Annotated in this window: 9 protein-coding genes; 2 read left to right on the top strand and 7 right to left on the bottom strand. The window is 49.3% G+C overall.

Annotation, left to right across the window (positions count from 1 at the left end; genetic code table 11):
* Positions 1-144 precede the first annotated feature (144 nt).
* Entirely contained in the window at positions 145-1458 is a 1314-nt protein-coding gene (locus FYJ35_RS02620; protein WP_154522722.1) for an AI-2E family transporter, read from the bottom strand.
* Positions 1459-1705: 247 nt separating this feature from the next.
* Here FYJ35_RS02620 and FYJ35_RS02625 point away from each other — a divergent pair, with 247 nt between their 5' ends.
* Positions 1706-3148 carry an 8-oxoguanine deaminase gene (locus FYJ35_RS02625; RefSeq protein ID WP_154522725.1) on the top strand — a complete coding sequence of 481 codons (1443 nt, stop codon included), beginning with the start codon at positions 1706-1708 and terminating at the stop codon, positions 3146-3148.
* A gap of 69 nt (positions 3149-3217) precedes the next feature.
* On the opposite strand, the gene arfA is transcribed toward FYJ35_RS02625, so the two are convergent.
* On the bottom strand, positions 3218-4729 hold the full coding sequence (gene arfA, locus FYJ35_RS02630; protein ID WP_154522728.1) for an arabinosylfuranosidase ArfA: 1512 nt from the start codon (positions 4727-4729) through the stop codon (positions 3218-3220).
* 220 nt (positions 4730-4949) lie between these two features.
* Here arfA and FYJ35_RS02635 point away from each other — a divergent pair, with 220 nt between their 5' ends.
* Positions 4950-6020 carry a LacI family DNA-binding transcriptional regulator gene (locus FYJ35_RS02635; RefSeq protein WP_154522731.1) on the top strand — a complete coding sequence of 357 codons (1071 nt, stop codon included), beginning with the start codon at positions 4950-4952 and terminating at the stop codon, positions 6018-6020.
* Between the two features lie 61 nt (positions 6021-6081).
* Here FYJ35_RS02635 and FYJ35_RS02640 read toward each other — a convergent pair whose 3' ends face one another.
* The 5 genes from FYJ35_RS02640 to FYJ35_RS02665 form a co-directional block, all read right to left on the bottom strand.
* Positions 6082-8757, bottom strand: a complete 2676-nt coding sequence (locus FYJ35_RS02640; RefSeq protein WP_154522734.1) for a beta-mannosidase — start codon at positions 8755-8757, stop codon at positions 6082-6084.
* Positions 8758-9022: 265 nt separating this feature from the next.
* On the bottom strand, positions 9023-10720 hold the full coding sequence (locus tag FYJ35_RS02650) for an extracellular solute-binding protein (protein WP_154522737.1): 1698 nt from the start codon (positions 10718-10720) through the stop codon (positions 9023-9025).
* Positions 10721-10802: 82 nt separating this feature from the next.
* Positions 10803-11684 (bottom strand): carbohydrate ABC transporter permease, encoded by an 882-nt coding sequence (locus tag FYJ35_RS02655; RefSeq protein WP_154522740.1) that lies wholly within the window; start codon positions 11682-11684, stop codon positions 10803-10805.
* A gap of 37 nt (positions 11685-11721) precedes the next feature.
* A complete protein-coding gene (locus FYJ35_RS02660) occupies positions 11722-12627 on the bottom strand; it encodes an ABC transporter permease (RefSeq protein ID WP_205839671.1) in 906 nt (301 codons plus the stop codon).
* 5 nt (positions 12628-12632) lie between these two features.
* Entirely contained in the window at positions 12633-14312 is a 1680-nt protein-coding gene (locus FYJ35_RS02665) for a glycoside hydrolase family protein (protein WP_154522743.1), read from the bottom strand.
* Between the last annotated feature and the right edge of the window lie 170 nt (positions 14313-14482).

Consider the following 14482-nt stretch of genomic DNA (forward strand, 5'->3'; position numbering starts at 1 on the left):
ATTGTACCCGATTCTGTCTGCATACTCAACCAGCCGACGCATTTTCGGCCACCCACCAGACCGGATTCTTTCGATCATATCCCAGTTTCAGCTCCGGTCCATAGTGCCTGCATCTCACGCCCGCGGCCCATCCCGGCTCTCTCCTCATTCCTTCTGCCGCAGCTTTCTCGCTTCCATGATGCCGACCCATCGATCCAGCCATACTTTCAGAAGCGCTGCCACCGGGACGGCCAGAATCATCCCGCCCAGTCCCCCGATTTTGCTTCCCAGAAGCAGGGCAATGATCACCAACATCGGATGAACCTTCACCGCGTGACTCAGAAGCTTCGGATTCACAATGTTTCCATCGATTGTCTGGATGATAAACACGACGATGATGCTGACGATCAGCTTTTTCCAGTCCTGGCTCATAATTCCGACAAAGCCTGTGCATCCGTACGCCACGAACGGACCCACATACGGAACCAGGTTCCCGATCCCCGTCAGCACGCCGATGATGACGGCAAACTTCACATTCAGAAGCAGAAGGGCTATGCTCACAACCACCATCATAAACAGCGCATCGAGCAGCTGTCCGCGAATGTATCCGGAGAAAACTCTGTCGGCATCGCGCACTGCTGTCCGCATCACATTTGTCGCTTTTTCCGGAAAAACAGACCGGAAGAATCGTTTCCCGTACCGTTTCAATCCATCGGCGTCAAGTGAAAAATACACCGCAAAAATAACCGCGAAGGCTCCATTTGCAAGATAGCCAGTCAGATGAGACAAAGCATCGCTGACCGCCCTTCCTGCCTGAGAGGCGAGATTTCCTGCCCACGACGTAATCGTGTCTGTGACCGTCGCGAGCGCATCCGAGGAGATGTTCATCTGCTCGGACCACTTTTTCAGCTGAATGTATACCTCGTTGAATGACTTCGAGATTCCGTTGATGAAATTGGTGATGCTGTCAAAGCTGACAACCGTCAGCTCATGCGTAAATGCAGAAATCAGGAATGTCAGCCCCAGTGCCAGCGCTGCGGCTACAATCAGAAATGTGATTCCGACCGCTGCTCCCAGCCCACTTTTATTTCTTTTCCTGTAATAAGGAAGTTTCTCCAGCCTCCGCCTGAAAAAGCGCACAATCGGCGCGAACAGGTACGCCAGTGCAAAGCCCAGCGCCAGCGGTACGAAGATCACTCTCATCCAGTGAAACCCCGCGCCGAGTGCCAGCGCGATCTTGTCCAGATTGTCCCCGATCCGGACCAGAATGAAGATCACAACAACCGTAAAAACCACATAAAATGAGATCACGCTGTATCTGTGATTATTCGGGATCCGGTCCCTGAAGTGCTTCTCCTGCTTCGGCGTCCCTTTCCCCGCATCAGCGGCTGCTCCCTTCACTCCCGGATTCTCCTTCAGGCCATCTGTCTCAATCGTCTGTCCGTCTTTCTTCTGGTCTTTCTTCTGGTCTTTGTCCATGAATGCCCTCCCGTCTCAGGCTGCTGTCCCGGCCTCAGATATAGCCTGAATATACCAGATATTACACCCCGGTTCCATTCCCGAAATCCTGAATTTTTGTCTGGCAGTCTTCCAATCATTTGCAATGTGTGCTACGATGAGGCTGATGAACCAAACTTGTCTGCTCAAGTGCGGCAGACAGCTTTCTGATTCAAAACAACTGGCTCATAATCGACCTGGATCTGCAATCTGGAAAGGAAGTGTTGTGATGAGCAGACTTCTTGTAAAGAATATTGATACGCTTGTTTCCTGTGACAACGACGATCATGTCTACAACCATGTCGATCTGGTCTGTGAGGACGGAAGGATCTGCGCGATTCGTCCGCATGAGGACTCGCCGGCGGTTCGTTCCGGCAGTTGCTGCACATCAGGCGACTCTTCCGGCCATATGCCAAAAAGCGACGCAGCCGAAGCGGAATATGACACAGTGATCGATGGAACAGGCATGCTCTGCTACCCGGGGCTGGTGAACGCGCACCATCATCTCTACCAGATCTTCTCGCGGAACCTGCCGCAGGTTCAGAACATGGAGCTGTTCGACTGGCTCACCACTCTGTACGAGGTGTGGAAGAATCTGAACGAAGACACCATCCGCCTCTCCTCTCTTGTCGGAATCGGCGAACTGATGAAGAACGGCTGTACGACCATCTTTGACCATCATTATGTCTTTCCGGAAAATGGCGGCGATCTGCTGGCAGCTCAGTGGCAGGCGGCAGAAATGCTTGGCGCACGGATGCATTTTTCCAGAGGGTCCATGGATCTGTCCAAAAAGGACGGAGGGCTGCCGCCGGATTCCGTCGTACAGAGCGTCGATGAGATCATGAAGGATTCTGTTCGCCTGGTGGAAAAATATCAGGACAATTCCTTCACATCCATGCACCGCATTGCACTGGCACCTTGTTCTCCGTTTTCTGTCTCATCAGACCTGCTCCGGGAAAGCGCGAAGCTGGCAAGGAGCTGTCATGTCCGGCTCCATACGCACCTCTGCGAGACAAAGGATGAGGAGCGTTTCACACTCGAACACTTCGGGCTGAGGCCTGTCGCGTACATGGAGAGCCTCGACTGGCTCGGACCGGATGTCTGGTTTGCGCACGGCATCCACCTGAATGATGAGGAGATTCAGCTTCTGGCAGACACTGGCACCGGTGTCTGCCACTGCCCGATCTCGAATATGAAGCTTTCCTCCGGCATTGCCCGCATCCCGGACATGCTGAAGGCCGGTGTCCATGTCGGACTCGGTGTCGACGGAAGTGCCAGCAACGATGGGAGCAATCTTCTTGAAGAGATGCGTGTCTGCTTCCTTCTGCACCGTCTGAACTCATCGAAGGCAGCGCCCGACGGCTATCAGGTGCTGAAGATGGCAACCATCGGAAGTGCTGCCCTTCTGGGCCGTGAGCATGAAATTGGCAGCCTCGAAACCGGGAAGTGTGCGGACTTCTTCCTAATCGACTCGCACAGGCTCGAGCTGGTCGGTGCCTGCTATGATCCGAAATCCGTCCTTGCTACGGTCGGCCTGAAAGGCGCTGTAGACTGGACTGTTGTGAATGGAAAGGTGACGGTCGAGCACGGCCGCCTTGCCGGCGCAGATGAAGAAAAGATTGTTGCGGATGCAGATGAGGAGCTGAAGCGATATTTGGCAGACATCATGTGACTCTCCCCTTTCAAAAAGGCCGCTGCCTTCTTCTGGTTCCCAGAGAAGACAGCGGCCTTTGCATGTTGATCAGACCGTCTTTTTCAGCCTGACCACGTTCCAGCTTCTTGCCGGCAGAACACTTTTCAGTGTTCCGTCTTCAACTTTGCTGTTCTGGCAGAATACCGGCGCCACATTGTCCGGCTTCTCTTCCGTGTTAACAGCCTTGAGATCCTCATTCGTTAGAAGGATATGCTCTTGAACCTGATACCCCTCGAACTGTCTGACATCCATCGTCACGCTGTAATCGCTCTTCAGATCCTTGTTGACGGCAAAGAGCGTGAGCGTCTCCTGCCCCTCATCCGCAATCACAACCGCGTCAACGAAGGGTGCATCTCCATGCTTACTCTCATATGTATCGACCTTGACGGCGGTATTGAGAACCGTGCCGCGTCCCATCGTGCTGGCATGCAGGTACGGATAGAAGATGGTCTGCTTCCAGGCACCAGTATCAGATGTCATGATCGGTGCGATGACGTTTACCAGCTGCGCCAGGCAGGCGATCTTGACACGGTCTGCGTGCCGCAGAAGTGTGATCAGCATACTTCCGACCAGCAGCGCGTCCTCAAAGTTGTAGATATCCTCGAGCTGATGCGGATGCTGCACCCACTTTTCAAGCTTCGTATCCGCCTCGTTGGAATGGTACCAGACATTCCACTCATCAAAGCTCAGATTAATCTTCTTGTTCGATCTCTTCACCGCCTTGACATAATCGCAGGTCGCGACAACGCTGCTGATGAACTGATCCATGTCCACGCTGCTTGCAAGAAAATCCGGTGTGTTGTTGTCGCGGTTTCCGTAATATGTGTGCAGGCTGATGTAATCGGTTGTGTCGTAGCTTTCCTCGAGCACCGTCCGCTCCCAGCTTGCAAATGTCGGCATGGAGGAGTTCGAGGACCCGCAGGCGACGCACTCCACCGACGGATCGATAAACTTCAGCATACGGCCCGCCTCATGGGCGATTCTTCCATACTCGCGTGCTGTCTTATGCCCCATCTGCCAGGGACCGTCCATCTCATTGCCGAGGCACCAGAGCTTGATGCCAAAAGGCTCCTCGGCCCCGTTTTTTCTGCGGAGGTCGCTCAGATAGGTTCCGCTCTTGATGTTGCAGTACTCAATCACATCCTTTGCTTCAGACACGCCGCGGGTTCCAAGATTGATCGTGTACATCGGCTTCACATCCGCCTTCTTCGCCCAGTTCATGAACTCATGGAGGCCGAACTCGTTCGTCTCAATCACGCCCCACGCTGGGTCGATCCTGTGGGGTCTCTGGCTGACCGGACCGACAGAATCCTCCCACTTGAACCCGGAGACAAAGTTTCCGCCCGGATAGCGGACATATGGGACCTTCAGTTCTTTGATCAGGTCGATGGTATCCGTTCTCAACCCATCCTCATCGGCGAATTTGCTGCCCGGCTGATAGATTCCTTCATATACCGCCCTTCCCAGATGCTCGATAAACGAGCTGAAGATCCGCTCATCTACTCTGGATACTTCAACCTCACGGTCAATACTGATTCTTGCCTGCTTTCTCTCTTCCATGATAAACTCCCGTCTAATCATCCTCTGTCTGCCAGCAGTGCTGTCAGGGTTAACGATAACCTTGTGTTGGATTTAGGATAACGTTATTCCAATTATTTGTCAATCATCTTTTCGTTATTATTCCTATTTTAGGATATTGTGCACATTTCTACTTGCGTATCATTGTGATATTTGATAAAAATAATAAAGGAATTCAGAACTTTCAGATAGGAGGAGCGCCATGTCAGGTTCTTCCAGAAGGCCGACGCTCAGCACAGTTGCACAGCGCTGCGGCTACTCAGTCAATACGGTCTCACGGGCACTCCGCGGAGATTCCAGGCTCCCGCAGTCTACGATTCAGAAAATTCGGGAAGCGGCAAACGAAGTCGGATACATTCCGAACCGGCTTGCAGCAAGCCTTCGGTCAAGCGAATCACACGTAGTCGCCATCATCATTGAGGATATCGAGAACCCGCACTACTCTCATTTGATGGCAAGAATCGAACTGGAACTGCAGGCAAGGGGATACAACGTGATCATCCTGTGCAACAACAGAAGCCTGACAACCGAGAAGGAACTGGCTGCCCTCGCGGTCTCCTACTCCGTCTCAGGCGTTCTTCTGTTTCCACAGGATAGTGTCGGGACAGCTGACGGGAACACTTCTGCTGTTCAGCTCCTTCAGGCAAACCATATTCCGGTTGTGATTGTAGACCGTGCCATCCAGCAGCAGGATATCGACTGTGTCCGGGTAGACGATGAAGCTGGGGGATATCTGGCCGGAAAGACACTGGCTCAGCTGGGACATCAGAAGTATCTGTATCTGGCAGGTCCTCAGAACAACACTTCACAGCCGCTCAGGCAAAAGGGATTTCTGCGTGCCGTCGATGAGTTTGTCAGCTCAGATCAGAAAAGTGTCCGGATCATTGAGAGCACCGTCAGCTGTCAGGCGCTTCACGAAGGGCGGATCACCCGTCTTCTGACTCCGCTCAGCTATTCCGCGCTCGTCTGCTTCAATGACGAAGTTGCGTACGATTGTATGCAGGCACTCCAGGAAGAAGGATACCAGATTCCCCAGGATCTCTCCATCTGCGGGTTTGATAGCATCGGGAGTGATATCCGCTTTCTGCCAAGACTGTCCAGCATTGCCCATACCAAGGGATACAGCATCGCGGAGTATGCAGTGAAGGCGCTTATGAACCGGATCGAGCACCCCGCTGCAGCCCGCCAGGATATTGTTCTGCCAGTGTCATACTATGATGGCGGAACCTGCGCAGAACCAGTCAGACTGCATCGTCATCCTTCTGCCGTATAAAAAAAGAGGACGATTCCACAGCATCCCAGATGCCATGCAGAATCGTCCTCTCTGTGATTCATCAAATATCAAATACGCTTCTCACCTTCAGATCGTCCATATCTCCCTCAAGAATCTGAAGGGTGCGGCTGCCTTTCTCCATGTCGAAGAAGTTGTCGTCCAGCCGTACGTAACCGCCTGCACTATAGATCTCCACCGACTTTGCGTACGCTTCAGCTGTCACTGTGACCGTGCGGTCCTTCCTGTTGACATCAAGCTCCAGGTGCGGATCAGCAAAACGATAATGCTTCGCCGGCACAAACAGAACGCTTCCCTGTGCCGTATCATCCTCAGCCAGATCGGCTCCGTCCGCTGCGCCTTGCGTCTCCTCTTCTTTCAACAGTGCATAGTGCAGATGCGTGGAGCGGATATCAGCATCTGAAACATCGATGGTGTCGAACCACTCGCTTGAGAATGGTTTCACTTCCGCCTCAATACGTCCGCTTTTGAGAATGCAGCTCGACTCATCCCGCAGTTCCCATACAACCGTCCTCTTCTGCACATCCCAGGTCTCATTTGTCAGGCAAAGCCGCGCTGAATAGGTATGCGGTTCCGGTTCACTGATGCAGGTCAGTCCCTGGGATGCCATGCCGTTTTCCTCGCAGCTCAGCATGACCGGCGTAAAGAAACGCTTTGCATAGTACTGGAGTGCCTTCCAGCGATAATAGTAGTCTAAAGACGCCCAGGACGCGACCGGCCAGATGTCATTCAGCTGCCAGTAAATTGCACCCATGCATCTGTCATCGTTTCTGTTTCGTCTGAAATGCTCAACACCATACTTGATGCCCTCAGCCTGAAGCAGCTGTGATGCATAGAGCAGGTTTTCAAAAGTCTCCGGGTAGCGGTAATTCTGTGACAGGTACATCATGATCTTCCCGTTCGCACCTGCATTTCTCTGATGCATCTCCATTACATAAGAGAAAATGTTGCGGTCCTGAGGCTCCGTAAAGCTTTTCACCGTTGTCAGACACGGGAAAGACTGAAATCCAAACTCTGACAGATAGCGGAACCGGAACTTCCGGTATTCCGTAAACGGAACGCCGCCGTGCCAGACATTCCAGTAATGGACGTCTCCGCGGCTGGGATCGCTCGGATTGTCCAGCTTTCCGCCTGATGACGGAGAGGACGGCCACCAGAAGGTGTCCGGGTCTTCCTCTTTCAGAATCTGCGGAATCACATATTCATTCTGAATCAGATAATCTGCCTTCGTGATGGCATTGCACTCGTAGCCACCGTCAAAGGTGAATCCTTCCATCTCGTTGTTGCAGCACCAGAGTCCCAGGCTCGCATGATGGCGGATCCGTCTGACATTCTGTCGGATTTCCTCCCGGATCTCGTCATAGAATGCCTCATCGGACGGATAGAACGCGCAGGCGAACATCAGATCTTCCCACACAACCAGGCCGTATTCATCACAGTAGTCGAAGAACCAGTCATCCGGATAGAAGCCGCCGCCCCAGACCCGGATCGCATTGAAGTGAGACTCTCTGCAGTATCCGAGCATGCGCTTCGTCCGCTCCGGCGATCTCCTCGAAAGAATGTTGTCCTCCGGGATATAATCTGCCCCCATGGCGAAGAATGTCTGACCGTTTGCCTCTGTGGCAAATGTCTCACCCCACTGATCCTTCTTCCTTCTCATCGTCATCGTGCGAAGGCCGATTCTCCTGGTCTGCCGTTCGATGACCTCTCCCTCTCTTCCAAGGAGACTGACCGTCACTGTGTAAAGGGGCTGATCTCCGAGCCCGTTCGGCCACCAGAGCTGTGGACGCTCTACCTCGAACGGCTCACCGTTTTTCATGCAGAAGACTTGTCCGTCCGGGGCTGTCAGTTCGATTCTGATCGATTTAGCGTCGTCCCTGCCGCATATCTGATTGCTGCCGGTCTGCCCTGCGGCTTCACCACTTCCAGCGCTATCAATACCGTGTGATACAGCTTTGCTGCTCCTCGCGGCACCAACACTGTGTAATGCAGCTGCGCAGCTGTCCGCACCATCAGTACTGGATGCTGATGTCTCTGCTTTCACCGTCAGCTGCACACGCACCCTGCCCGCCTTTGCCTGCGCAGCATGCTCCGAAGCGCCCATCGCCGCACTGCCATCCTCCAGCAGATGATTCTGGTGAATGCGCACATCCGTGATTCTCTCATCATTCCAGCCAAGGAGGGTGACATCCTTCCAGATACCTTCATCAGGCAGTCTCGGGCCCCAGTCCCAGCCAAACATGCAGTGAGCCTTCCGGAGATACGAGAAACCCTTCATTGCTTCGATCGAGCCGCCAAGGTGATGTTCCTTGTCCCTCTGTGCAATCCACCTCGTCGGAGACTTGATACATACCTTCAGTTCATTTCCGCTCTCTAGGAGCAGACCTCTCACATCGAACTCGTAAGCTGTGTGCATATCCATCGTTGACCCGATCCACATCCCGTTCAGGTAGATGTCCGAGATGGTATCGACGCCATCAAAGCGAAGCACCTGATGGTTTTGACTCAAAAGCGCTGGATCTGCGTCAAACGCCTTCACGAAGGTATAGTCCCCCTTCACAAGCTCCAGCGCCTTGAATTCATGATCCCTGTAGTAAGGATCCTCCATCTTGCCTGCGTCCAGAAGGAAACTGTAGACAGATCCGGGAATTTTCCCCTCGGTCCTGTTTCCATCCGGTTCCAGCATGCTCCATGTTCCATTCAGTGTAAAGGTTTTCATGTCGTAAACTTGCTGCCTCCTCAGCCCTTGACTATATCGCCCGAAATCCCCAAATAAATCTGCTTCTGACAGAACAGGAATACAAGGGCAAGTTCACTCAATTATATTTATTATACACGCTGTTGTCCTTCAGGATACAGACTGTTCTGATTGCCGGTTTGGGCAGAGGCAAAATTATAAAGCACAAAAACAAAGAAATGTCCCCGTCAGTTATCCGGCTTGAACATTTCTTTGCTTTTTGCTTCTTGTGTGCCGCTGGTCTATATTACGAAGCACTGAACCTCTCGTAAGCACCCTGATAGGTATCAACCAATTCATCCACACCTGCGGACTTCAAATCATTCAGATATTGATCCCAAAGATTATCCGCTCCGCCCTGAAGAATTGCATTCATCTGGAATGTATCAACCACATTGGCAACCTGCGGATAGATCCGGGCAATCGTCTGCTGTTCCTCCAATGTAAGCATCATCTTTGGAACCGCATCAATGTCTTCCATGATTTCTTCTTTTCCGTTCTCCTTCTGCCCTTGCAGCAAATCGATAGCATCCCATGTATAATCGGCAACCTTTCCGTAATAGTCACTTAAAACAACCAAGGAACCTCTTCCCGGAGTCGTATTGGCTCTTTGTTCTGTGAAAGACTGATATCCATTCTTCAGAATAATATTTCCGTCCTTATCAAGGTTAAAATGGAGAACTCCGTCATCACCCTTGACATACGTATAGCCTTCCGGCCCCCAGTTCAATGTGACAGATATCTCTGGATCCATGCAATAGTTTACCAACGCAGCAATCACTTCAGGATACTTACACTTATTCGTGATTGCAACCATGGACGTCTCAGCCATTTCGGAATAATTAACTTCTACTCCACCCTTTCCATCTTCTCCAGTTAGTCTTGGAATTGCAACATACTGGCTTCTGACTTTCGGATTCACAATTTCATTCACAGGAGCCCAGGTTCCAAGACATCCGATTACTGCCTCATCCCCGGACATTTTGCTGATGTACAGCGGCGTATCGGCATTCGGGCCTGGAGAGAAAGAGTCCATATCAATCAGGTTTTCAGAATACAGCTTGTTGAAAAAGTTCGCTGTTTTCCTGAATGCATCATCTGCAGCGGTAAAATGAATCTTCCCATCGACGATCCTAAGATGATTTGCCTGAGCGTTTGCAGAGCAAACGGAATCTGCCGAGCCAAAGCAGCCTGTGAAATAATTGAATGTGTCATAAGAATTGAATAGGCCATCACATCCCATCCCGAATGAATAAGGAACTTCATCGGCAACGCCATTACCATTCAGATCGCCGCCATCCCGAAAGGCCTTCAGACAATCTACCCACTCATCAACTGTAGTAGGCACTTTCTTTCCGACCTTATCCAGCCAATTTTTATTAATTAAAAACGGCCCCGGAGTCTTTACAAGCCCATACATTTCCTCTACATATGGGAACCCATAGCTATGCCCATTCGGGGCAACGGATCCTTTTCTATATTCTGGCCGTTTCTCAAATATGTCCATTAACCTCGGACAGTACTGTTGAATCAGGTCTTCTGTCGGAATGAAGATGTCCTGGTCACTGTACTGTATCGCCATATCTGACGATATTCCATTCCAGAATACATCCGGATAGTCACCACCATTCAGCATCAGGTTTATTTTTTCTGTCGCCCCATCCGAAGGGATCTCTATCCATTCTACCGGAATGCCTGTTTCATCAAAAATCTTCTTTGTCATTGGCATCTCTGCAACTGCTACCGTTTTTTCCGGAGGGGATACATAAGCAATGGTAATCGGATCCATACTGCTTGCATCCTTCACAATCGGTAGTGTCCCATCCAGATTAAAAAGATTTTCCCCTGCCTTTTTTTCATCTGCGGCAGCCGAACCTGCCCCTGCAAGCATACTGAATATCAGTGTACCTGCAGAGATTAATGTAGCAATTTTTCTGTTTCTCATGCTCCTCCTCCTGTGGTGAGTCCTTCTTGATTTATATTTAGGGGTTTGCGCAAACCCTGTTACCCTGTTTATATGAACGGCGTCATCCCTTCACGGCTCCTATCATGACTCCCTTTGCAAAGTATTTCTGAACAAACGGATACACAATAAGGAGTGGCAACGCCGATACTACAATCACACCATATTTCAGCTGCTCAGCCAGCTTCATCCGCTCGATCATATCCGTTCCTGCCGACAATACAGATGACGCCTGGTTTGAGAGAATCAGATTACGCAGGATTACCTGAAGAGGCATTTTTTCCTGATCTCCCATAAACATCAGAGCATTCATAAAGGAATTCCAGATGGATGTAGCATAAAACAAAATCATGACGGCAATGATCGTTGAAGATATCGGAAGAACAATTTTGAAAAATATATCGAAGTCATTGCCCCCATCGATTTTTGCCGCTTCTACCAGCTCGTTCGGTACATTGGAATCAAAAAATGACCGACATACAATCAAGTTATATACGCTGACCGCTGATGGCAGGATCATTGCAAATATCGTATTATAAATACCCAATTTGTTAATAACCAGGTATAGCGGGATAATTCCGCCATTGAAAAACATGGTAAATGTGAACAATACACTGATCAGTTTTCTCCCTGCCAAATCTTTTCTGGATAATGCATATGCACAAGGAACTGTTGTAGCGATGGAAACGGCAGTTCCCGCCACTGTATATTTGATTGTGTTTAAATATCCCGTCCAGATTGGTTTGTATCCCAGTATTTTTTTATACCCACCCAGGAATATCTTTTCAGGGAGTACCAGCAGCTTTCCGGAATTAACAATTGCCGAATCGGTAATGGATGCAATCAGCACGTACCATAACGGATAAGCGATAAAGATACATACAATCACCATAATAAGACCATTCACCAGATTAAATACCTTATCATTTCCTTTTTTTCTGCTCATGCCATCTCCTGTCCAGGTTCATTTCCTGATATTAGCATCAGAATATACTGATATCTGACGTTTTTTTCGCCACAACATTGGCTGCCATAAGGATCAAGAAATTAACAACTGAGTTGAACAGACCAACTGCAGTAGCAAAGCTGTACTGAGCGTTCTGAAGTCCTACCTTATATACGTACGTTGAGATAATTTCACTAACCTGCGTGTTGGTTCCTGCCTGCATCAGATAAACCTTCTCATATCCAATCGTCATGACATTGCCCAGTGCAAGGACAAGCATGATAATGATCGTGGGCATAATCAAAGGAAGATCAATGTGCCGTATTCTCTGAAGTTTTGTTGCCCCATCCATAATGGCAGCCTCATAATAATCCGGGCTGATTCCGGTCAATGCCGCAATATAAACAATTGCAGAGAATCCCATGGTCTGCCAGATGTTTGACACAATATACATCGTCCGAAAGTACTCCGCCGAAGACATTAGCAGAAGCGGCCGTCCGATGATGCCTTTAATAATGGTGTTGACAAACCCACTTGGTGCACAAATTACATTCAAAATGCTTACAACCACTACGTTTGAAATAAAATATGGGGCATATGAAACTGTTTGGATCAGTTTTCTCTTTCTCTTTCCATTCAGCTGGTTCAATAAAATTGCAAAAACAATTGGTATCGGAAAAGAAAACAATATGGTCAGAAAGCTCAGAACCAGTGTGTTTCTGATCACGTTGCCTGCAATACTAGTTGTGAAAAACTCCGCAAAGTGTTTCCATATCGGTTTTGCCCACGGCGACCCCATGATCCCCAGAGCCCCTTTATAATCCTTAAAGCTGATCAGCAGGCCATACATAGGGTAGTATGCAAAAATGATCAACCAGATCAGCGCAGGGAGCATCAATACATACAGTCTCCAGTTATGAACAATTGCTTTTTTAAACTTCATTCCAGTCACCCTCTGTTCTCTCTCCAGATCGGCATCATCTGTTTCACAACAATATGCCCGACTTTCTGTCCTTCCTCAAAAGCAGCACTGAAAACCCCATCTTTAGAGTGTTTGATGAACAATCTGGTCCCAACCTGTTCCCCGTTGTTGATGTAGACCTCCAGTACCCTCCTGTCCATAAATAGCTCAACTTTTTCAATCCGTTGAGTTTCCGCTATATATCTGGCCTGTGTGTCTTTGTTTCTGTCAGAAAGGATCTCCAGTTTTCTACCATCCCCCCGAAGTTTCAAATAACTGTCCCCATCCCTGGCCGCCAGGATTTCAAAAGATGTTTCACCCTCAAACTGAATACAGGCATAATAATTATTCTGCTGTATGAGCACTTTCGCCTTGTCGCAGTGACAGGCCTCCAGAAGTGTGTCCCCAGCAAACCGGTAAACCTCATCAGCCGGTTTTTGGTACAGCACACCATCCCTGACCGCTACAATTCTCGGCAGAGTAAAGCTTCCATATGCACCATGCCTGATTGTCTCATGCTCTCCCGCCCAGTCGCAAATCCATCCAATGAGGATTCGTCGTCCCAGGTGTTCGAAAGACTGAACAGCGTAAAAATTGCTCCCGAAATCGCAGACACCTGTTTTCCTGATCGTAAATTGTTCATTCTTCCATTGCCCTATGTAATATTGGACAGGCTGGTAGACGCCATATTTTGTTCGAATTCCCATCACAGCTGCCATTAAGACGTCGCATCCATCCACACGAAAGAAATCCGGACATTCAAGGCTTGGCACATTCTTATCATCTAACTGTAGAAGCGGCCTGATAAAATTCCATTTTTTCTGATCCAGAGAACTGTACAATAGAATTGTGCCTTTGCCACCGTAATTAGAAGCAAGGAGCATATACCACTTCTCGTCACGAAAGAACACCTTGGGATCCCGGAAATTAACATCGGCACCTTTCAAAGACAGTGCTGGAATCAGTTCCTCTTCATCTGAGAATGTTATGCCATCTTTGCTCACAGCCGTCCATTGAGACTGACGTATGCTTTCCGGATCCCCTATCTTTTCAATGTCCCTGGTAAAAAAAATCTGGAGTTCATCTTTTTGGGGAACCGCACACCCCGAAAAGGCCCCGCCCACCAGCTTGTTCGACTGAAATAGCTCTCTCTGCGGTTTCAGCGCATATGGCATATACTTCCATTGCATCAAATCTTTGCTGACCGCATGCCCCCAGTACATATTCCCCCACTTTTGTTCGTTAGGGTTACTTTGGTAAAACAAGTGATAATATCCCTTGTACCAGCATAATCCGTTTGGGTCATTGCACCAGTTCACGAATGGTGTGAAATGGTACTGTTCCCGAATCGGTGTATCCAGAATATCTTCATAACGAAGCTGTTCCATACTTTCCCCGTTGACCATCAGGTAAGTCACACCGGTTTCCATGATGTCGTCATTTCCTGATAAGTACATCTGACTGATTAACACATCCTGAAAAAGCAGCTTGTACGTCTTTTCTGTTTCAAGCGCAATTTCCAAAAACCGAAATGGCCCCGCAGGAATCGCTGATTGAAACAATACCTTCCCGGTTTCCACATCCCTTACTGATAAAAATCCGGAATCTGCATCCTCTGCCTGTACGAACAGCTCCAGTTTGCGATGGTTTCCACTGTATATTCTCATGCCTCATCTCTCTCTTAGCTGGTGGAACGGGTTCCATGCAGACAGTATATATTGTTCATGTATTACTGTCAATATTATTCAAAATAAGTCAAAAAAATTATGCACATAGAACAATTTTAGATTCGTTCATTTGTGCATAATTATATTTCCTTCTTTAATTATATGGAACA

This window comes from Porcincola intestinalis (assembly GCF_009696445.1).
GTDB classification, from domain to species: Bacteria; Bacillota; Clostridia; order Lachnospirales; family Lachnospiraceae; genus Porcincola; species Porcincola intestinalis.